General features: G+C 68.0%; 13 protein-coding genes, 1 pseudogene and 1 riboswitch. Of the genes and pseudogenes, 5 read left to right on the top strand and 9 right to left on the bottom strand.

The window, feature by feature from the left end:
- The first annotated feature begins 149 nt into the window (after window positions 1-149).
- Window positions 150-491, top strand: a complete 342-nt coding sequence (locus ACLHRZ_RS19060; protein ID WP_490419668.1) for a hypothetical protein — start codon at window positions 150-152, stop codon at window positions 489-491.
- Between the two features lie 1117 nt (window positions 492-1608).
- Here ACLHRZ_RS19060 and ACLHRZ_RS19055 read toward each other — a convergent pair.
- Window positions 1609-2175, bottom strand: coding sequence for a hypothetical protein (locus ACLHRZ_RS19055; protein WP_490419667.1), 567 nt, complete (start codon window positions 2173-2175; stop codon window positions 1609-1611).
- A 688-nt stretch (window positions 2176-2863) separates the two neighbouring features.
- Window positions 2864-3040, top strand: a riboswitch (M-box (ykoK) riboswitch).
- 328 nt (window positions 3041-3368) lie between these two features.
- Here ACLHRZ_RS19055 and ACLHRZ_RS19050 point away from each other — a divergent pair.
- Window positions 3369-5114: an NRAMP family divalent metal transporter gene (locus tag ACLHRZ_RS19050; protein ID WP_490419666.1), complete on the top strand. Its 1746-nt coding sequence runs from the start codon at window positions 3369-3371 to the stop codon at window positions 5112-5114.
- Between the two features lie 216 nt (window positions 5115-5330).
- Here the strand turns inward: ACLHRZ_RS19050 and ACLHRZ_RS19045 are convergent, their stop codons facing one another.
- Both ACLHRZ_RS19045 and ACLHRZ_RS19040 read right to left on the bottom strand, forming a co-directional pair.
- The gene (locus ACLHRZ_RS19045) at window positions 5331-6038 is read right to left on the bottom strand and encodes a trypsin-like serine peptidase (protein WP_490419665.1); all 708 of its coding nucleotides are present in this window, start codon (window positions 6036-6038) and stop codon (window positions 5331-5333) included.
- Window positions 6039-6492: 454 nt separating this feature from the next.
- Window positions 6493-7590 (bottom strand): trypsin-like serine peptidase, encoded by a 1098-nt coding sequence (locus tag ACLHRZ_RS19040; RefSeq protein WP_490419664.1) that lies wholly within the window; start codon window positions 7588-7590, stop codon window positions 6493-6495.
- 290 nt (window positions 7591-7880) lie between these two features.
- On the opposite strand from ACLHRZ_RS19040, the gene ACLHRZ_RS19035 reads away from it, so the two are divergent.
- Window positions 7881-8363, top strand: coding sequence for a hypothetical protein (locus ACLHRZ_RS19035; protein ID WP_490419663.1), 483 nt, complete (start codon window positions 7881-7883; stop codon window positions 8361-8363).
- On the opposite strand, the gene ACLHRZ_RS19030 is transcribed toward ACLHRZ_RS19035, so the two are convergent.
- On the bottom strand, window positions 8360-9064 hold the full coding sequence (locus ACLHRZ_RS19030) for a hypothetical protein (protein WP_490419662.1): 705 nt from the start codon (window positions 9062-9064) through the stop codon (window positions 8360-8362). The genes ACLHRZ_RS19035 and ACLHRZ_RS19030 overlap by 4 nt on opposite strands.
- Window positions 9065-10178: 1114 nt before the next feature.
- On the opposite strand from ACLHRZ_RS19030, the pseudogene ACLHRZ_RS19025 reads away from it, so the two are divergent.
- Both ACLHRZ_RS19025 and ACLHRZ_RS19020 read left to right on the top strand, forming a co-directional pair.
- A pseudogene (locus ACLHRZ_RS19025) lies at window positions 10179-10941 on the top strand (transposase family protein).
- Between the two features lie 369 nt (window positions 10942-11310).
- Window positions 11311-11739, top strand: a complete 429-nt coding sequence (locus tag ACLHRZ_RS19020) for a hypothetical protein (protein WP_490419661.1) — start codon at window positions 11311-11313, stop codon at window positions 11737-11739.
- A gap of 139 nt (window positions 11740-11878) precedes the next feature.
- Here ACLHRZ_RS19020 and sbnA read toward each other — a convergent pair whose 3' ends face one another.
- The 5 genes from sbnA to ACLHRZ_RS18995 form a co-directional block, all read right to left on the bottom strand.
- On the bottom strand, window positions 11879-12898 hold the full coding sequence (sbnA, locus tag ACLHRZ_RS19015) for a 2,3-diaminopropionate biosynthesis protein SbnA (RefSeq protein WP_490419660.1): 1020 nt from the start codon (window positions 12896-12898) through the stop codon (window positions 11879-11881).
- On the bottom strand, window positions 12895-13938 hold the full coding sequence (gene sbnB / locus ACLHRZ_RS19010; protein ID WP_490419659.1) for a 2,3-diaminopropionate biosynthesis protein SbnB: 1044 nt from the start codon (window positions 13936-13938) through the stop codon (window positions 12895-12897). Before sbnB ends, sbnA begins: the two co-directional genes overlap by 4 nt.
- The gene (locus tag ACLHRZ_RS19005) at window positions 13935-14939 is read right to left on the bottom strand and encodes a TauD/TfdA family dioxygenase (RefSeq protein WP_490419658.1); all 1005 of its coding nucleotides are present in this window, start codon (window positions 14937-14939) and stop codon (window positions 13935-13937) included. The genes sbnB and ACLHRZ_RS19005 overlap by 4 nt, the downstream gene beginning before the upstream one ends.
- A 65-nt stretch (window positions 14940-15004) precedes the next feature.
- On the bottom strand, window positions 15005-18256 hold the full coding sequence (locus tag ACLHRZ_RS19000; RefSeq protein ID WP_490419657.1) for a non-ribosomal peptide synthetase: 3252 nt from the start codon (window positions 18254-18256) through the stop codon (window positions 15005-15007).
- A 35-nt stretch (window positions 18257-18291) separates the two neighbouring features.
- Window positions 18292-20910 carry a Pls/PosA family non-ribosomal peptide synthetase gene (locus ACLHRZ_RS18995; protein ID WP_490419656.1) on the bottom strand — a complete coding sequence of 873 codons (2619 nt, stop codon included), beginning with the start codon at window positions 20908-20910 and terminating at the stop codon, window positions 18292-18294.
- Between the last annotated feature and the right edge of the window lie 92 nt (window positions 20911-21002).

Raw genomic sequence — 21002 nt, 5'->3', positions numbered from 1 at the left:
ATACAAGCGTACTGACTGATCCTTCTGCGGGGGGACTTGGCACGGTTTCCCTTTCAGCGTGTGGTGGCTGGGCGCAAGGATCCTCCGCGTACTGATCGGTGCTTCCGGGGGTCCTGTGTTCCGGAGTGCCTCACACAAGGAGGAGTGTCATGTCACAAGCGATGATGCGCCGTTTCGCCACTGTGGCCGCGTCGGCGGTTCTGCTCTCCGGTGCTGCTGCGATGGCCGGCGGCCAGGCGTTCGCCGCCCCGGCCGGCGAGCACCCGGGCCACCACGCGGTTCACCACGTCAAGCAGGATCCCAGGCACTCGGCCTGGGACCAGGGTGTCGACAAGCGGAAGGACAAGTGGGACGCCAGGCACCACTGCTGGACGCGCTACGACTCCGAGTCCCGCAGCAACGCGCAGTGGGATGAGAAGCACCACTGCTGGACGCGTTCCCACCACGGGCACATGCAGAAGTGGGACAACAAGCACCACTGCTGGAAGTAATGCCCTCATGACCGGGGCCGCCTCACCCGGTCTGCCCGGCGGCATGACGGCGTTGCGCATACGGGGGTGGTGCCCCGTGGACGCCCGTTGGCCAGGTGAGGCGGTCCCACCAGGACGGGGCACCGCAGCTGGGTGACCGTCCCCCTTCAGGTCCGTCCGCGTGTCATCCCAAGGAGGGGAGCGCGGACGGACCGCTTTGCTGCTCGGGTATCACGCTGCATGGGCATGTGCCAGGATCACGCCGAAGAGGGTGACGGCGTCAGGCCGGGGAGTCCTCTGCCGGCGGGCCGCCGGCCGTGCGTGTGGGGAGGCGGCGTGGAACTGCGGGGAACGGGCGAGGGGTTACCCGTTTGTGCCTTCCCCTCCTGGTCCCCCGACGGGAGGCGGTCATGCCGGGTTCCTCGCTGGTAGGGCGACGGCGAGGGTGCGGGACCAGGCGAGGTGCGGTGCCGGGAAACCGGTTCGGGCCCCGTCATATACCTGGACCGGCGACCGGCAGGCGGGCTACGGCCGGTCGAACTCGATGCGGGCCGCGCCCCACGGCACGTGTCCGCTGCTCGGGCAGCCCCCAACATGGTGTGGGGGCCGGTGAAGTCCTCCAAGGCACTGCGGCAGTCGGCATAGCCGGGCAGGTCGTCGTCCCAGGTGCCGGGCGGCACCACCGTGACCACTGCCTCTCAGGTGTCGACCGCGACCTTGAGCCAGGACGAGAACAGCGGCACCGGGTCCGTAGACTCCAGGGTCACCCCGTCGTTCCTCGGCGTTAGCACGCGAAAACAGCCGCAGTCACAACGGGCACCGGCCCGAAGCCTCACGCTGGCATGCCGCCGATGGCAGCGGTGTACGCCGCAGGGTGCGGGCTTCTCGGTCGGCGTTCGGGACGTCCACGCGGCTGCCGAGGATCGTCTGCTCCGAAGCTGCCCCGATGCGAGGGTGGTTGACCGTGCCCTCGTCGGGCTGAAACGTGTCCGGTCGGGTGCCGGGGGTGTGCTGTCGGCGGTACTTTGGCAGGGTGTGGCCCGCCCTCAGATCGAGTGGGGGCGGGCCACACTTAGGTGAAGAGGTCCCTACTTATGCGTGGTGCAGGCGGTGTACCTGCCAGGGCATGGCGTGGGTACTACCGCCGGTGTCCGTGCGACGTGTGACCCTCGTGCCCGTGGGGTGCGTGGTTCCCATGCCCGTGCGACGGCTGGCCCCGATGGCCGTGGCCGTGACCGTGCGGCGCGTGGCCCCGGTGCTCGTGCCGCCCCGGGCGCCCGTGGCCCTGCCCGGGCGCTCCCGGCGTGCAGACGGTGGCCGTGGCGGTGGCCTGTTCGGTCTCGGAGGATCCCTGGTTGGTGAAGTTCACCGTGACCTGGATGCGGTCGCCGTTGGTCCAGCTTCCGCCGGTCGGCGCGATGTTGATGCTGTACGGCTGGGAGGTTCCGGGGCAGGTGGAGGCGTTTTCGGACTGTGAGGCCTGGCCGGAGACGTTCTTGCCGTCGGAGGCCTGGACGGCCACGGTCGGGGAGGAGTTGGAGGCGGGCGCCAGGGCGCAGGTGTAGGTCCCGGTCACCGTGATCGTTCCGTCGCTGTTGAGTGCGGCGGAGCTGTTGACGGTGGTGGCGGCGGGCGTCTGGGCGTTGGCCGGTGCGGTGAATCCCACCAGGAGCCCGGAGGCTGCCAACGGGACTATCGCAGCCATACGCAGGGATGAACGCATGATGTTTTCCTCTCGGATGAGATTGTGCCGGAGGTGGAACGAAGCCGGCTGGAACTCCCGAGATCCCCACGGCCAGAACAACGGTGACGACGAGGCCGTACGGCGGGAGAAGAGGCCTGTGCGCATCAGCCGTATCTCCGGGAGTACCGGGATGCCGGCAGGCCCACGATGCTTGCGGGGCCATCACCGTTCCCGCAATCGAACAACTGCATCGCACGGTTGCGTGGAATTCGTTTCGCGCCGTGTGGCGTAAAGGATGCGCTCTTCGTGGGGTGCAATCCGTTGGCCGGGGCAGGCAGTTGTGGTACGGGCCGGTCCTCGGCGTGGCACAGGAATCTGGCTCCGATCGGCGTGCGGAAGGGCCTGAGCGCGGCTGAAACGATCCTGCCTTTCTCGGTTCCGATGCACCGCCCCGGGCGGTGCGGCACTCTCATGCCGCGGCTCAATGGGCTGCGCCGGGCTATGAGATGGGCAGCGGAGCTGAGGTGTTTTCTCTCGGCCACCGCTGTCGGACACGCGCGGCCATGGACGTCGTCCCGTCACGCTGCAGGCGGCTAGCCGTTGCCCGATCACAGGGAATCCACAACTTCTCTAATTTCATGGTGAGTTCTTGGGAGCGCGTTCACTTGCGCGTCGGCGCGAGTGAGGTAGCGTCCGCAGTGGCTGAAATAAGGCACCTCGTTCGGTGAGGCGTCTGTGCGGATATAGGCCACTGACCCGACGACGTCGAGAGACGCCCAGGATCAGGACAGGTCTCCTCGGCTTAAGGGGTGACCCCAAGTGGCTTCCCGCCCGTCGGGTGGGGATACGCCGTGCAGTGCCGAAGCTCTTACGTGGAGGGTGCCGTCCAGGGAAGGCCGGCTTCCCCGTGCTCCGGGGTGGTCGGCGGGTGCTGGATTGGGGGTGGTCAGGGTGAGTCCTGACGGTGATAGGTGGTGTCGCTCTCGTTCCGGGCGCACCACGGTGCTCTTCTGAGCCCGCTTATTGCGTGTAACGCACGTGCACATGGCGTGAATTCGGCATTCCGATAGGCATCGGTCTATCCGTGCTCCGGTCCGGCTGTCGTCCGCCGTGTCGTCACGCGCATTTCGCCTGCCTTCATACGGCGGCATTTCGCCACGTCTTCATACGGGTCTGCCCGAGTGCGCCCGTTCGCAGTTCTGGGAGGTAGTGACATGTACTACGGCACCGTGCGTCCGGACCCCGGGCCGGATCCTGGAAGGGAGCAGAGTGCTGCCCCGGGCAACACGGCTGTCCTGGACAGTGCCCACACCGGGGACATCGTCGGTGCGCTGGGCACGATCGGCCGGCACGACACCGGCCGGCGGGGCTCCTGGGGGCAACGGCTGCGGACCCTGCTGGTGATCATGGGGCCGGGGCTGATCGTGATGGTCGGTGACAACGACGCGGGCGGCGTGGCGACGTACGCCCAGGCCGGCCAGAACTACGGCATGAAGCTGATGTGGACGCTGGTGCTGCTGATTCCGGTGCTCTATGTCAACCAGGAGATGGTGGTCCGGCTGGGTGCGGTCTCCGGGGTCGGGCACGCGCGGCTGATCTTCGAGCGGTTCGGGAAGTTCTGGGGCTCGTTCAGTGTCGGCGATCTGTTCCTGGTCAACGCGCTGACGATCGTGACGGAGTTCATCGGAGTCTCACAGGCGCTCGGCTACTTCGGGATACCGAACTACGTTGCGGTGCCGCTGGCCGCGGTGCTGCTGTTCGCCGTGGTGGCCGGCGGGTCCTTCCGGCGCTGGGAGAGGTTCCTCTTCCTCCTCATCGCGGTGAACGTGGTGATGTTCCCCATGGCGCTCATGGCCCACCCCAAGGCCGGCACGACCGCGCAGGGGCTCATCCCGCAGTTCCCGGGCGGGCTCGACTCGACACTCCTGCTGGTCATCGTCGCCATCGTCGGCACCACGGTGGCCCCCTGGCAGCTGTTCTTCCAGCAGTCCAACGTGGTCGACAAACGGATCACCCCGCGCTGGATCCGCTACGAGCGCGCCGACCTGTGGATCGGCATCGCCGTCGTCATGGCCGGAGCAGTGGCGATCATGGCGACATCGGCTTTCGTGTTCCACGGCACCGATCTGGCGGGGCAGTTCAGTGATGCCGCGGGGGTGGCGGACGGGCTGCGCAAGCACGGCGGACCGGCGCTGGGCGCCCTGTTCGCGACCGTGCTGCTGGACGCCGCCCTCATCGGCGCCAACGCCGTGGGACTTGCCACCACCTACTCCCTCGGAGACACCTTCAAAAGGCGGCACTCACTGCACTGGAAGATCTCCGAGGCACCGCTGTTCTATATCGGCTACGCATTCCTGATCGGCATCGCCGCCACCATCACCCTCGTCTCCGACGACCACATCCAGGGCCTGATCACCCAGGGAGTACAGGCCCTGGCAGGGGTGCTGCTCCCCTCGGCGACCGTCTTCCTGGTCCTGCTCTGCAACGACCGCCCCGTGCTGGGCCCCTGGGTGAACAGCGTCCGGCAGAACGTCGTCGCGGGTGTCATCGTCTGGTGCCTGGTACTGCTGTCGCTGGCGCTGACCGCGGCCACGTTCTTCCCCGGCCTGACCACCACGCAACTGGAGACCGGCTTCGCCGCCGGGACTGCCCTCGGCCTCGTCGGCGGAACCCTCGTCGCCCTGCGCTCACGCCAGGCCTCCCGAATCGCCGCAGCAGAAGCTGCCGCACGGCTCCGCGCGGCGGAGCGAGGCGGGATGGTCGTCACCACGCCGCTCGAACGCTTCCGGGTCTTGATGGAGACCGATCGGATGCTCTGGCGCACGCCTGACCTGTCCACCCTCCAACGCCCGAAGTTCTCACCGCTGCGCAAGGCAGGCCTGATCACCCTGCGTGGCTACCTGGTCGTGGCGGTCGTCCTGGTCATCGTCAGGATCGCCCAACTGGCTACCGGGAACTGATAGTTCCGTCGGGCGCGAGGTGCGGTCGCGAACGGCCGTCGTTGCCCCTGCTGCACCGTGTGGCGACGGGTGGAGGCTCCCGAGGCCAAGATGTCGCCTCAGGAGCCTCCGCCCGGGTTACTGCCGGGCGGCTGCTCCTTCATGGCGCCTGGGACGGAGATGCTGGGCCTGGCGGTCCCGCTGCCGTGGAAGGGGCTGGCAAGTGGTGTGCGGACGCTAGCTCTCCTGGCTGACAGCCTTGTCGTACAGGGACTTGATGGCGTCGTTGAAGTAGGGGCTGTAGGAGGTGTCATCGGTGTCGCCGCCGGTCTGGTAGCCACCGATGACACCGATGACCTGGCCGGTGTGGGTATTGCTGTCGAAGTGGGCGAGCCAGGGGCTCCCGCTGGTCCCGCTGCTGTAGCCGGTGCAGTCCACTTTCATCTGGTCCGGCTGGAACTGCACCGTCTTGTTGGCACACGAGATGGGGTCCTGCCCACTGTCCGGATAGCCCGTGATCTGCACCCGGTTGCCGTAGCCGGCGTTGTAGCCGAAGCGGTTGGCGCCCAGCACCTCGGCGATCCGCTTGCCGTTGAGCTTGTCGGTGACGACGAACCCCACGTCATAGTCCGGGTCGGACGACTGCATCCAGTGATCGTCGACGACCATCTTCCCGACCGTCCAAATCCCGTTGGGCGTCTGGCCGTCACGGTAGCCGGGGACGAATGCCAGGTCCGTCTTGTAGCCGCCGCCCTTCCCCGCGTGGAGGCAGTGTGCCGCAGTGATCACCACGGACTTGCCGGGACTGTCCACGACACTCCCGGTGCAGAAGTGGTCACCGCTGCCGTCGTGGCTGAACACCGCGCCCACCCGGGCGTTGGACGCGGTCGGCGGAGGGGTGTGCGAGACGCCCGGCTGATGACGGAAGGGCCGAGCGCTGCGCATGCGGTGGACGGTCCAGCCATTCGCGCGCCCCGACGCGCTCGCGGCCGCTGAGGACGAGGGCCGTGTGGAGCCTAGGCTGTTGTGATCCGGTGTGTCATCAGAGGCACAACCTGATACAGCGGCCAGCGCGGCGAGCATGGCGAGTGTCATTGCAGACCTGTAGCGCATGGCCGGATGCTAGGGCACATACCGCTTGGCTCAGGGGTGCTTGGCCACAACTACTTCTGTTCCCAGGGGAATTGCAGGTGTTCAACGTGGCGCCGGGGGAGGGGTGGCGGCGCGTTCCTGTGCCGGCGCGCCAGGTCGGCGAGGAGATATCAGGGGCGGAGGCAAGGTGCTGTGCCTGCAGGTGACTTGGGTCAAGGTGGCATTGATACGCAGGACGGGGGCGGTTCGGTACCGTCTTACCGTGAGGGAATCCGCCCGTGCCGCTGGTTCGGCGCGGGCGGATTCGTCATGCTGTGCGGGCGTTGCCGGCGCCGGCGTTGTAGGGGTGCGGGCGGCGGACGGTGCGGCCTGCGGTGGCGTCGTCGTACAGGTCCTGCGCGTCCTTGCCGTAGAGGGGCGAGTAGCTGATGCTGTCGTCGTTGGCGTCGTTCCCGCCGCCGTTGTAGCCGCCCACGTTCCCGATGACCTTTCCGGTCCGTGTGGCGGGGTTGTAGCCGGTGATCCACGGGCCTCCGGAGACGCCTCCGTAGAAGCCTCCGCACGTCATCTGCATCTGCCGGAAGCCCGGCAGCCGGCTGGTGGTGACGTCGCAGTGCACCGCCTTGTGGCCCCGGTTGACCGTGGAGGAGCCGGGATATCCGATCACCGTGACGCGGTTGTCGTAGCCCGGGGTCCGGGTGAACGTCAGAGCCCCGACGGCGGCTTCGGCCGTCCTGTGCTTGCCGTTCGCGGCGACCTGGACGAAGGCCAGGTCCAGGTCCGATGCTGCTTGTTTGGTGTTGGTCCGGTACCGCGGATCCACGAAGATGCGGGTCACCGGGTAGATCCCGTAGGGCTGCGCGGCGGAGGAGGAGCCGAAACGGTAGTCGGGCACGAAGATCGCGTGCTTGGCGCGCGTGAGGCCGATGGCGCAGTGCCCGGCCGTCAGGACGAGACCGTGACCGCTGCTGTGCACCACGCTGCCCGTGCAGTACGTGGCCCCGCGGCCGAGTGGACTGCCGTCGAAGAAGAAGGTTCCCACCATGGGTAACCCCTCGAAGTGCTGGGCCATGCGGGGAGCCGCATGAGTGCGGGCAGGTTGCCAGGCAGCGGGCGACGGGGCCTTGGCCAGGCGAAGAATGCCCGCCAGGCCGAGAGGGGCCGCGTTGGCCATGCGCTGGGCTGTCCAGTACGTCTCCTCCTCGCGCATCCGCGCGGGGCCCGGCGGGGGCAGGGAATCCAACAGGCCGGAGGACAGCCGGGTTTCCTCACGAACCGCTTGCACAACGCTGACGCCTGCATCCTGCCCGGCGGATGCCGGCGTCAATGGACCCCAGCCGACACCGAGCGCATCCGCGCACAGCGCGAGTGCCACACCTATCAGCCATCTTGCTCGTACGGGCACTGAACCTCCTTGGGCAGGGCCTCCGCCGCAACGGGCCTTTGTCGGCCTTCCGTTGGGCGAACTGACGATATGCTCAACGCCTTTTGGTGCGGCATGGACACGAAGGATGCCTCCCAACGGCTGCCTGCCCCGCTGAGCAGCTACCGGCCGAATCCTCGCCCGGTGTCGCGCTCACCACCGGAGCCAGAGCCCGACGGGACATCGTTCTGCCCCCGGGCCCCGGGGTGGTGCGCCCTGCCCGGGAGCACGCCCTCTCCCGAAGCTCATGCTCCGGATCTACGGTTGCCCGCATGCCCACGAGACCCCGGCGTCGCGCAGCGATCTTCGTCATCGATCATGACCGGATCGAGGACGGCTACGAGGAAGCGTTCAGTCTGCCGGTCGCCGAAATCCTGGAGAAGGCCGGGTTCACCGCCGGCTGCTACATCGAACAGGCCGACACCCGGGTGCAGGTGAAGAACCTGGACGTCCTGGGCTTCGACCTGATCATCACGCTCGGCCGCGTGGGGGCACGGCCGGGCGACATCGTGCCGGAGGGCATGACGCTCCTGGAGGACTGCCGGCCTGTGCCGGGCATCGCCGAGGCGGTGAGGGCCTACGGGCGGGCCCACAGCGTGATGGCGCTGGCCACCTCGCGCGGCACCAGCTGCCTCGCCGGTGACAGGCTGGTCATCAACCTGCCGCTCCTCGACATGGACACCGCACGCGGCCTCGTCACCGAACTCCTGCCCCTCATCGAGTACATCCTCGACGAGGCATCCCGGTCCTCCTAGCGCGGCGCCGGGGTGCGGCAGGTCTCGTCCGCCGGTACGGCCATAGCGGGCACCGGCCGATACGGCGACCGACGGGTGAGGAGCAGCACGGCGGCGCCCAGGAGGAATCCGTAGACGGTCACCAGCCCGTGCCCGTTCTCCTGGGCCAGCCACATCGCCAGCCCGGCCGCGGGCGCGCCGGCTGCCAGTAGCCGGCGCTTGGTGTCGGTGCTGGTCAGCAGAAGGCCCGCTGCGAGGGTGGCGGCCAGGAAGTACGTTGCACCGGAGCTGCCGGCGAAGTTGCGCGGGTCGGTACTGCGGGCGCTCTCGCCGAACAGCTCGTCGATCCGCTGGGGCAGCAGAATGCCCCCGGCGAACAGCGCCAGCATCAGCGGGCCGCGCCAGAACCACTGCGCCAGCGCGGCGGTCGCCGCCAGAGTGGCGATGTTCCAGACCGCCCCGAAGAACCCGCCGTTCTGCATGAACACCGACGTCACCACACGCCACCAGCCGCTCTTGCGCGGATCGCTGTCGAGCGCATCCATCGCCCCGGACCAGCACATCTGCAGCACCACCGCGCCGACCGCGACCATGGTGAGCCCGGCTGCCGCCCAGGGCACCGGCCGGAGGCGCACAGTGTCCTCACCGACCAGAGCCAGACCCGCTTTGAACATCAGCACCATCAGTGCCGCCGTCGTCAGATTGAACAATATGGCGCCCACGCGCGAAATCCCCCGTCAATCACCGTCGTTCCAAGTCGCGAGCACAATAGCCCAGGTGTCGAAGGGTCCTTGGCGGATGCCTGGTGCCTCTTGGCCGGGAGACGTTCCCGGGCCCGCTCTCGATGGAGAACCACCCCTTGCGTACCCATCAATCCACCGATCCCGCCAGTAAGACGCCAGGGCGTCAGCCGTCAGACATAGGTGACGGACACGGCGGCAGCCGTCTGGACGTCGAACGCGCATGGAACGAACTGCCTGTTCCGAGACCTTGGTGAACAAAGTGGCTGCGTCATGGCAGACAGGAGCCGACAACGGCCCTGCCCATCGTGCGGAGTGGTGTGGGCCGGGGTGATCAGAATTCCCGGCCCACCCGTCGGCGTGGCCCGTACCACTGCGTTGTCCGGGGGGATGGGCCGTGAGATACAGGCGCAACGGCAGCATTGTCCCGGGCCTTGAAGGCTCCGGGGCTGAGGATGCTGCACCACCAGCGGATGGGATCGTAGCCTCTCCTGAGCACAGGGATAACCGGGTTGCCGAGACTGCTTACCAGTAATGGGGTCGGGTCGGCTTGCGTTTGCTGCCGTGACGCAGACGCGCAGACGCCGGGCGCTCACGCCTTGCGGCAAGATGCCTCGTCAAACCCCTGTGTGCCCCCGTGGCGGCCCGTCATCACGGTGTTATGGGGTGAATCGGCCGGAAGGCAAGCCGTGCTCAGCGAACAGACCCTGGACGGGGACTGCCCTCCCGCTACGAGTTACCGCGCGTTGTCGGCTGCGAGGGCGCGCAGCGTACACCGGCAACATCTGTCCCGGCAGTTGATGCCGCACTCATAGAGCGCGTCATTTACATCACACGGCGCGAAGCGGCATCTCGCGCAACCGTGCGAAGGGTTTGTTCGATTGTGTGAGCCCGACGGTCCCGCAACCATCATGTGCCTGCCGACTGCGTAAGTGGCCCGGAGCAAGGGCCCGTAGCGCAACAACCCATAGCTCCCAGCCTTTCGGCTCGCGGCCTGGCACCGCCCATGCCCGGCCCTCGCGGACCAGCACCGTCCTCCGGCGGCATCACCCGTGCCCGGTCCTGCCGGACCGCTACGCATTTTTGAGGTTGTGGTATGCACGTGTCACAGGCACAGCAGGCTGTGCTGACAGCCAAGTTCTTAGCGATACCCCCGCATCCGGATCAGCAGCAGCGGCGCTTGCTGCTCGGGGCCGAGGCAAGATCCATCGGCTACGGCGGGAACCGGGCGGTCGCGCGGATCCCAGGTGCCCGCGCAGCGGTCATGCCCTCGGGCGTGATGAGACGGGGACTTGGGAAGCCGCAGCTGGGACGGGTGCGACAGCCGGAAGAATTCCGAAAGCAGACGCCTGGCCTCGATTCCTCGACGCGCCGTGCTCCTGGCCCTGATAGGGCCCGGCGTGTGCGCTGATCCGATCACCCCCAGCATCGCCTGGCTCTGCCACCCGGCCCTGACCGGCATGACAGCCGAGGAATGGGACACGCTGATCACTGCACTCACCGCTCTCCACCAGGACCAGCGGGAGATGCACCTGGACAAGCGGCGCGGCCACCGTCCCCGGATCAAGGGCGACGGCCGCGCCGGCCGCCGCCCCGTCCTCACCCTCGCCGACCGGCTCCTGGCCGCCCTGCTCCACTACCGGCTCGGGCTCCCGCAGACCGTCATCGCCCGGCTCTTCTCCGTCGCTCCGGAAACTGTCAACCGGCGTATCCGCGAAACCCTCCAACTCCTCGACACGGCAGGACACATCATCCACCCCGCCAGCATCCGCCTTGCCACCCTCGACGATCTCCACCACCTCGCGAGCACGGCAGGAATAGCCCACCCGACCGGGGGGACCAAGAAAGAAAAAGATTGAGCCAGACCCTTACGCAAAAAGCGCACAATTCAACTCCTCGCCGCTGGTGCCCCAGGCCGTGGAGATCACGGCAGTCCCGGCCGGCACGTGCCATGGCCGACAAGTCCGCAGCTGCAGAATGACCATCACGCATTCGACACTGCACACGGCTGCCACAACCCTGCTGGCAGCTGAGGAATTCCGGCGGGATCCACCCATCAGCCCACGCTGTGAGCCCCGCATCGGGCTGATCACCCAGGGCCGTAGAACCGGCGAACCTCACACAGGACAGCCCGGTTTTCTCGTCGGCCCAGCCAGCTAGCACATCACTCTCCGTCAACCAGAAGCCGTCGACGCCCAATTATCCGACCGGGAAAGGAGATAACCCCCATGAGCCTTCTGCCCCGTCCGCACCTCCGGCGCCCCAAGCCCCTTGCACGTCCTGCGCCGGTGCATTGCACGCTGCAGGCCGTGTGCGACTCCCATACGGTAAGTAAAGTGCGCTCCCTGCGCCTGTGTGAGTTCGCGGGAACCGGCACAAGGCTGGACTGCTTGCACGCCATCGCACCGGACGGCAACGCCAAGGTGCTCATGCAGGTCACGTTTGTCCCGGACGGCCCCGCCGCCGCCGCACTGGAACGCCTGGTCGTCCAACTGGCCCGTGAGCCTGGAGTGCACGAGGTGCACTGGCACCTGCACACCGACAACACCTCACCGGCCGCCCCCAGCCGACTGCGCAACGAAAAGACCCCGGCGAGCCGTGACCAACACGGCTCCTTGACAGGCAACACCCTGCGCCGGGGCGCAGGTCACCGCTGAGCCTCCCGGTCGCCTGGTGAAGCCGGTCCGCTGACGGATCACCCTGGGGCGGCCCGCAGCCGTGACTCGAACGCTCCGGCTGCGGGCTCTCTCCGGCAGGACATGCGACCGGGCTGCCTGGCTGCCCGGACCGCCGCGGTCACCGCAGGTCGGCGGCGAGCTGTCCGTTGTCGAGTGTGTGCTCGCCGTAGAAGTCCCGTACCCAGGCGGCCCGGTAGACGGTGTCGAGGTACCTCTCGCCGAAGTCGGGGGCGATGGCGACCGCGGTGAGGTCTTCGGTGCCGTGTCTGCTGAGCCATTCCAGGGCGCCGCTGACGACGGTGCCTGTGGAGCCGCCGAAGAGGAAACCGTGCCGGGCCAGGCGGTGGCAGGTGCGGATGGTGTCCTCCTCCTCGACGTGGATCACTTCGTCCACGCAGGACTCGTCGAGGATGGGTGGCCGGACACTGGTGCCCAGGCCGGGGATCATGCGGCGTCCGGGTGGTCCGCCGAAGGTGACGGAGCCGACGCTGTCCACTGCGACGACTCGGACGGGCCGGTGCAGATCGCGGAAGTAGCGTGCGCATCCCATGAGGGTGCCGGTGGTGCCCGTGCCCACGAAGAGCACGTCCATGCGCGGGAAGTCGCGGTCGATGGCGGGGGCCGTGGTGCGGTAGTGGGCCTTCCAGCCGGCGGGGTTGCTGTACTGGTTGAGCCAGACGTAGCGGTCGTCGGAGGCGCACAGCGCGCGGAGGTAGTCCAGGCGGGCGCCGAGGAATCCGCCGCTGGCCGATGGTTCCGTGACGGTGTGCACCTGGCTGCCCAGTGCTTCCATCAGCCGCCTGGCCGACGGATTGCAGCGGGAGTCGGTCACGCACAGGAAGCGGTAGCCCTTGCTCGCGGCGATCAGGCTCAGTGCCACGCCCAGGTTTCCGGACGAGGATTCGACCAGGATCGACGTCGGGCCCAGTGTGCCGTTGCGCTCGGCGGCCTCCACCATCGCAGCCGCGGCCTTGAGTTTGATGGAGCCGGCGAAATTGAAGCCCTCGCACTTGAGGAAGACCGAGTGCCCCACTATGGGACACAGGTCCACGTAGAGCTGTTCCTCGTTGAACTCCGTGGGGACGGTGATGATCCGCGCGGTTTCCCCTCCTTCCGCGGCGGTGTCCCGCCCGTTCACCCGTACCTGCGCAGTTCGTGGAAGAACTCGTCGATGATGTGGAGCTCCCCGGCGTCGGCAACCGTGTCGTAGACGTACTTGCCGACGGCCAGGTCCAGCACCCCGAGACCGAAGGGCGAGAAGATCACCGGCCGTCCCGTGGGTACCTCGGATCTGTTGCACATCACCTCGTCCAGGGTGGCGTGCACGAAGTCCCGGTTGCCCGAGAGCTGTTCGGTCAGGTGCGGGGAGGTGTCGGCCTTGAGGCAGTGCTCGATGTCGTCGAGGATGTTGGTCGAGGCGAGCAGGATCTGCGGTGCGAGGTCGCGCAGGGAGACGTGCAGCACCAGGGGGTTGTGGGCGAACCACGACAGGTTGGTGACGTGCGGTCGGCCGGCGACGGTGGCGAAGACGATCAGGTCGCTGTGCCGGACGAGTTGTTCGGGATCGTCGTGGACGGTGATGCCCGAGGTGGTTCCCGACTGCTCCAGGCAGGTGCGGAAGGCAGCCGCGCTGTCGGGGGAGGTGTCGTGCACGCCGATCCGGTCGAACGACCAGCCCGTGCCGGCGAGAAAGGCGTGGATGTATCGGGCGATCAGGCCCGTGCCGAAGAAGCCGACGCGCACCGGGCGGGGCCGGCCGCGGCTGAGCCAGTCGGCTGCCAGTGCTGCCGAGGCGGCTGTCCTGGTGGCGCTGATGATGGAGCTCTCCAGGCAGGCGAACGGGTAGCCGGTGGCGTGGTCGTTGAGGATCAGCACGGCCGAGGCCCTCGGCACGCCGGACGTCACGTTCTGCGGGAAGCTGGAGATCCACTTCAGCCCGTCCACGCGCGCCGGGCCCCCGATCGAGGCGGGCAGCGCGATGATCCGGGACGAGGGGCGGTCGGGGAAGCGCAGGAAGTAGGACGGCGGGTTGACCGTGTCACCCGCACCGTGCAGGTGGTAGGTGGCCTCGATCAGCTCCGTGATCTGCTTCTCGCGCCCGTGCAGGGCGCGTTGGACCTGTGACCCGGGGATCACCGCGAAAGGGGGCACGGTGAGCGGGTGGGACGTGGACGTCATACGGTGGTCACCTCGATGGTCGGAGAGCAGTCGGCCAGGCGTACGGGCTCGGCCAGAGCGACGAGCACCTCGCGCGCCCCTGCGTAGGGCTCCCTGCTGTGTGCGGTACGGATGTTGTCGACGAGCAGCAGGTCGCCGTCCTGCCACGGTTCACGTACGGTGTGCGCCTCGTAGACGGAGTTCAGCAACTGCACCACGTCTGCGTCGATCGGGTCGCCATTGCCGAAGGTGGTGTTGAACGGCAGGGCGTCGGCCCCGTAGAGGTCCACGAGGTACTCGTGCACCTCCGGGTCCATCGTCCACTCGTTGAGGAACGCGACCTGGTTGAACCAGCAGCGCCGTCCGGTGACCGGATGGTGCACCACGGCGCTGCGGCGCTGCCGGGTGCGCAGGCCACCGTCGTGCTGCCACTCGAACGCGATCGCGTGGGCACGGCAGTACTCCTCGACGGCGCACCGGTCCTCGGTGCCGAACGTCTCTGCGTACGACGCGCCGATCTCGTCGTTGTAGGTACGGGTGAGGATCCAGCCCTCCTGCTCGAACCGCTTCACCAGGTCGGCGGGGAGTGCGTCCAGCACGGCAGGGGCGTCGGCCACGGCGGTCGCCCCGCCCGCGGCAGGCGCGGTGAGGCAGGCGAAGAACAGGAGGCCGGGAAACTCCAGCCGGTAGCTCATCTCATGGTGCATGCACATCGGTTGGTTCTGCGGCCACTTCGTCGAGGAGTGGATGCCCTCGGCGTAGAGCCGCCGGGGTGCGAAGGCCTCTTTCTCCCTCATCAGGCCTGTGGCCAGCTGCCGGACGACGGCACCGGTCCCGGCCGCATCGCGCAGGCCCAGTCCGCGAACGAGCAGGCTGCCGTGTTCGGCAACGGCGGCCCGTACCGCGTCCCGGTGCTCGGCCGCCCATGCCCGCGGGGTACCGGGGACTTCGGCCCGCATCACGGGAGGCCGGGCGAGAGGTGACTCCACGCCGGGGGAGGCCCCTGGAGACGACGATGACATAGGAAGGTCCTTTCCGCCGTGGTGATGAGGTGGTCCTTGGCGGTTGTGCGGTGCCTCGCGCCGGTTCAGGGAGAGGCCGGCCGTTCCGTCGCACGCTGCACGACCTGGGCAGTGGCCAAGGGACGGGACTGCGGGAAGTGATGGCCCCCCTGGGTGAGCCGGCACAGGCCGACGTCGTCGGCCAACAGTCGCCAGTCGGCGTACCTGTGCTGGAAGTCCCGTGTGTGCGGGTCGTCCTCGGCGACGACCACGGTGAGCGGAGCGGACAGCCTCACCGCAGGAGGCGTGACCAGGGCGTCGGCGAAGTAGCGGTGTGCGCTCACGCAGTCGTGCCGGTAGGCGGCGCCGGTGCGCTCGGCCGGTTGTGCATCCAGCTGCTCCAGTTCGGCGTAGCCGTCGTCGTCGGTCACCAGTTCCCTTGCGATCTCGGCATCACTCAGCCGGGAGAGCCGTGTGACGGCAGTCCGGCGGTTGGTGACGTCACCGAGCAACTGCGCGGCGAGGAAAACCCGTTCGACGTGTACACCTTGCACTTCGAGACGCCGGGCCGTCTCCACTGCGAAGGCGGTGCCGGAGGAGTGCCCCCACAGCAGAAGGCGGTGGCTGCCGAGGCGCAGGATCTCGGCAACGGCCCGGTCGACCACCTGGCGCAGCAGCTCGAACGGTTCACCGTCGGCCGACGAGTCATGGCCGGGGAGTTCGACGGCATGGACCGCGTAACCGCTCTGCCGCAAGGACGCGGCCAGGGGCTGGAAGCTCACCGCGTGCCCGCCGGCGCAGGGGAAGCACACGAGGTCACCGGAGTGTTCACCGTCGGGGACCGACAGCCGGTGCAGCAGTCCGCCGCGCTGCTCGGGCCCGCTGTCGACCACCTTGGCCAGGTCGGCGAGGACCGGGTGGCGCGTGATGTCCGCGAGAGTCACCGCACGGTCCAGCGCGATCGCCAGCTTGACCGCCGACAGAGAGGTGCCGCCGCGTTCGAAGAAGTGGTCCTGCCGGCTGATCCGGTCCTCGGGGATGCCCAGTACGTTCGCCCAGGATCCTGCCAGCCACTGCTCGATCGGTGTGCAGGGTGCGTCGTAGGGTTCGCCGTCGACGTCCAGTTGGGCAGCGAGTGCTGTGAGCGCCTTGCGGTCGGTCTTGCTGTTGGCGGTCAGCGGCAGTCGTGCCCGCCAGTAAAAGGCCGAGGGAACCATGTACGGGGGAAGCACGGCACCCAGGCGCTCGCGCAGGACGCCGGCATCCAGCGACCGCGCGCCGGAGTGGAACGCCACCAGGTACGTGCCCCGGTCGGCTCGTTCGGCGACGACTACGGCACCGTCGCGGACACCGGGCACGCGCAGCAGGGCGTTCTCGATGTCACCGATCTCGATCCTGAAGCCGCGGACCTTGACTTGGGAGTCGCGGCGGCCGAGGAACTCCAGTGCGCCCTCGGGCAGCCAGCGGCCGAAGTCACCGCTGCGGTAGAGCCGGTTGCCCGGCCGGTGGGGATCGGCGAGGAAGGCCTGCCGGGTGCGTTCGGCGTCGTTGATGTAGCCGCGGCCCACGCAGACTCCGGAGAAGGCGATCTCGCCGGGGGCGCCCAGCGGTACCGGTTGCAGGTGCTCGTCGAGCACATAGACGTGCACGTTGTTGATGCACGGGCCGAGGGGAACCCGGTCTCCGGCCGGGGGCCGGTCCATGATCTCGTGGTTGGTGTCGTCCGAGGTCTCGGTCAGCCCGTAGGCGTTGACCAGCCTGATGCCGGGCACGGCGGTGAACCAGCGTTGGACGAGTTCCTTCTTCAGCGCCTCGCCGGTGACCGACACCACCTGCAGCGCGGGCAGCTGTCTGGGGCGGAGCTCCAGGTGGGACAGGACGGCTTCGAGATAGGACGGTACGAGCTGGAGCACCGACACCCGGCTCCCGGCGATCTTGTCGACGAATCGCGGTACGTCCAGGATCACTTCCTGCTCGACCAGCAGGGTCCGGCCACCGGTCAGGAGCGCGGAGAGGAGCTGCCACAGCGAGATGTCGAAGCACTGGGGCGCGGTCTGGGCGACCACCTGCCCCTCGCCGATGCCCAGGTCCTCGATCTTGGCTTGGAGATGGTTGAGCATGCCGGCGTGCTCGCACATGGCGCCCTTGGGCTCGCCCGTGGAGCCAGAGGTGAAGTAGATGTACGCCAGCTGGTCCGGCGTGACCACAAGACCCAGATCGTTTCCCTCGTGCCCCTCCGCGTCGACTGCCGCCATGCAGAGGGTGTGGACTCCGGGAACGGTCTCCAGGGCTTGGTCAAGGGTTTCGGTGCTGTCCGGTCCGGTCACCGCGAGACGGCAGCCGGCGCGGGAGAGCATGGTTGCGATGCGGTCGGCCGGGAAGCGGGGTTCGACGGGCAGGTACACACCGCCTGCCTTGAGGATCGCAAGGACGGCCGCCGCCCAGTCCAGATCGCGCTCGGTGACCACGGCGACGACGCCCTCGTGTTCGAGTCCCCGTGCCAGCAGTGCCCGCGCCAGCCGGTTGGCGCGCAGGTTCAGCTCCCGGTAGCTCCACTGCCGTTCACCGTGCACGAGGGCCACGGCGTCGGGATGGGCGCGTACCCGCTCCTCGAACAGTTCATGCGGCCGGAGGTCCGGGAGCTCCCGGCACGGACCGGCAAGTCCTTCGAGCTGGGTCCGCAGCTCGTCGGGGGACAGCAGGCTCTGCCGGCGGTGTCCGGAGTCCGCATCCGCGGCGATCAGGCGGAGTGCGGTGAGGTGGTAGCCGGCGATTCTGGCTGCGCCGGCCGCGTCGAGCACATCGGTCCGGTACCACAACCGCAGCACCATGCGGCCGTCGTGGCGGGGGAATCCCACCCACAGCACGGTGTCCTCACGGAGCCTGTCGCCGGCGCCGTCCAGGCTGAAGACTGTCTCGAACAATGGCTCCGACAAGCCCAGTTCACGCATGAGGCCGTCGAGAGGGCACTGCTGGTAGGCCAGCAGCCGCGACTCGGCCAGGCGGGCCTCCTGCACCAGCGACCGCCACGAGGCGGGCTCTGCCGTCAGCCGGCAGGGCAGCACCCGGGTGCCCTGTGCGGTGACATAGCCGGTGGTGACCTCCGGTTCGCCGGTCAGCGTGGCCAGCACCTTGGCGTGCGCAGCCAGCAGCACCGAGCCGAGCTGCGACGCGCCCTCCAACTGGAGCAGTACCGATACAAGGTCCTCGGGCACGGCCTCGTGGTGCTCGGCCGTGCCCCGCACCGGGGCGGTGGTCCACCGCGGGATCATGGTGAACCCGCCGGTGCGGAGCACGCTGCGCCAGAACTCCCGGTCGCTGTCGGATGGCTTGTGCATCGTCCCTCCAGTTCTTGCTGTTGCCACCGTGCCGGTCAGGCCGAGTGCGGCTTTGGCCGGTCAGGTGGTACGAGGCTGCACCGCTGCGGCTCTTCGCCGACGAGGAGCTGCGCGGGGGCACGCGCCGTGCCGCCGCCGACCTGGTCGTGACGGTCGCCTCGCAGCTCTGTGGCGGGGTTTCCCTCCCACCGTGTGTGCGGGGGGACTTCCTCGCCCTTCATGAGGAAGGAGTCGGCAGCGAGTACCGAGCCGTCTCCCACCGTCACGCCGTAGTGAACGAGGGCACCAACCCCCACGGTGCAGCCGGCACCGATCGCAATGCGGTCGGACTTGAACGTGCCGTCCTCCTGCGAATGGCATTGGATCTTGCTTCCGGCGTTGAGCATGCAGTCGTCGCCGATCCTGGTCAGGGTCCGTTCCGTGATGATGCAGCCGTCGTCGAAGACCCTCTTGCCGAGCCGGACCCCCAGCAGCCGCCAGAGCACGCTTTTGAACGGGGTGCCGTTGAACGCGTTGAAGTGCGTCTCGGGCACCTTCCACAGCCGCTCGTGCCGCCAGAAGTACGGGTCGTAGATGGAGCACGTCCGCGGCTCCAGCGGGCGGAAGCGAGTGATGCACCGCTCCACCAGTGCGAAGTGCACGGTGGTGACACCGAGGGAGGCCAACAGCAGTACGGCGTCCAGCAGTTGACCGACGGCGTCGTACCTGTTGATGGTGGCGAGGGCGAACGTGGTGAGCACGAAGAAGTCCATCCAGCGCAGGGACAACATGGTGGCGATCGTGCGCAGGTTGTAGCGGTTCTTCGCGGCCAGCCGGACGCGCAGTTCGTCCGGGCTGCGGAAGTGGTCGAAGCGGGTGTCCCGTTCCACGGTCCGGGGAATCTCGAAGCAGGGCGAACCGAGCAGGCCCACCCCCTCGCGCACTGGCCCGTCCAGCGGGACCATCACCTTCGTCGCGAGGAGGACGTTGTCACCGGTCCGGCCTCCTGCCGGGTAAGCGATGTGGTTCCCCAGGAAGTTGCGCTCCCCGATCGACACCCGGGACATGCTGAACGACGTGCTGGAGAAGTCGGTGTTCAGGATCGACAGCCCGTCGGCGACCATCGTCCCGCTGCCCACGGTGCTCAGGTACGGAGAGTCCTGTTGCACCGAGCTTCCGAAGTTCGAACCGGTCTGTACAACCCGGGAGAGGTCGTACCCGAGACATTTCAGGTAGTGGACGATGTAGGAGCTGTCACCGAAGAGCCAGACGAAGAACTTGAGGCTGGTCATGCGCGCGACGCTCCGGTGCAGCGAGTAGCGGACCCCGTACAGCGGATAGGCCTTGCCCGGCTTGATCACCAGGTGTAGCAGGCGTGGCACGGTGAACAGGACGGCGAGGCCCACGATGATGAAGCCCGCGAACAGAGCGACGGACAGCAGGAACGCGTCCACGAAGAATGCCGACGAGGTGACCGACTCCGCGCTCGCGGCCGACTGGCCCAGAAGCCTCGGGAGGCCGTTCAGGAGCCCGTCGGCCATCACGATCATCAGGGGTATGACCACCAGGATCGTCCTCGCCAGAGAGAAGAGCGCGAACCCGGCCCGTCGCAGGGTGCCGCACCTTTGCGGAGCAACCCGCAGGTAGTTCAGCCCCGTGCGCCGAGCGGGCGCTCCGTGCCACTGCTGACCGCTCGGCACCGCCTCGCCGCGTTGGAGGCTGGACGTGTGGCCCAGCTGCGCCCCGTCGCCCATCGATGTGTGGACGTCGAGAACAGTCCGCTCACCGATGAACACGTCCCGGCCGAGGGTGACCGGCCCGGTCTGGATCCGGCCCCCCTGGGCGCGATAGCAGAGGAAGAACGAGTCCTTGCGGATCACTGTGCCGGCACCGACCGTGAGGAGATCGGTGCAGACCGGGACAGTGCGGGAGAGGATCGTGACGTGCTTGCCGATGTGCGCACCGAGGGCGCGCAGGTAGAGCACGTACAGCGGGCTGCCCACGAAGAAGACCGCCGGGTTGGCGCGCACCAGCGACTTGACGATCCAGAAGCGCAGGTAGGCGAGGCCCCAGACGGGAAACTCACCGGGCTTCCAACGGCCGATGAGAAGCCACTTGGCCGCGATCGGCAGGGCGCACAGGCCGACGAAGCAGGCGCTGCCGAAGACCACGGCCCGCTCGTAGACGTCTGTCGGCCTAGAGGCGTCCGCGACCCACCCGTAACCCCGCGTGGTGGTGACCGCGACGACGTAGGAGTACGCGAGGAAGGCCAGGAACTGCAGCGTGCCGCACAGGACGTAGCGGGGTGTGCTGCCCGGCGGGACAGGCTCGGCCGGTGCCGGAGCCAACGCCGAGATGGGTGCGGTACCGGTGCCGGAGAGAGCCGTTGCGAGGTCCCGGACGGTGCTGTATCGGTAGACGTCCTTCATCGACACCGACGGCAGGTCCCCCCGCTTTCTGACGCGGGCACAGAAGCGGGCCATGACCATGGAGTCGGCCCCCAGATCATCGAAGAAGTGGCCGTCAGCTGGCACCGATTCGGCCTTCATGACGTCCGCGAGCACCTCGGCGAATGCCTTCTCAGTGCTGGTTGTTGCCGGACCGGTAAAGGCACCCCGCGGGACGGAGGAACCTATCGGGCCGACGGACGGGACGTCAGCAGGTTCTTGTGCCACATGAAACTCCTTGAGGACGGTGCCGCTGCGTGGCACCGGCATCTTGCTCGGATGAAGAAGACACCGCCGCGGCGCAAGGGCTCCGGGTGGAA

Source organism: Streptomyces sp. AM25, from assembly GCF_058146165.1.
This window is presented reverse-complemented; position numbering and strand designations above follow the sequence as displayed.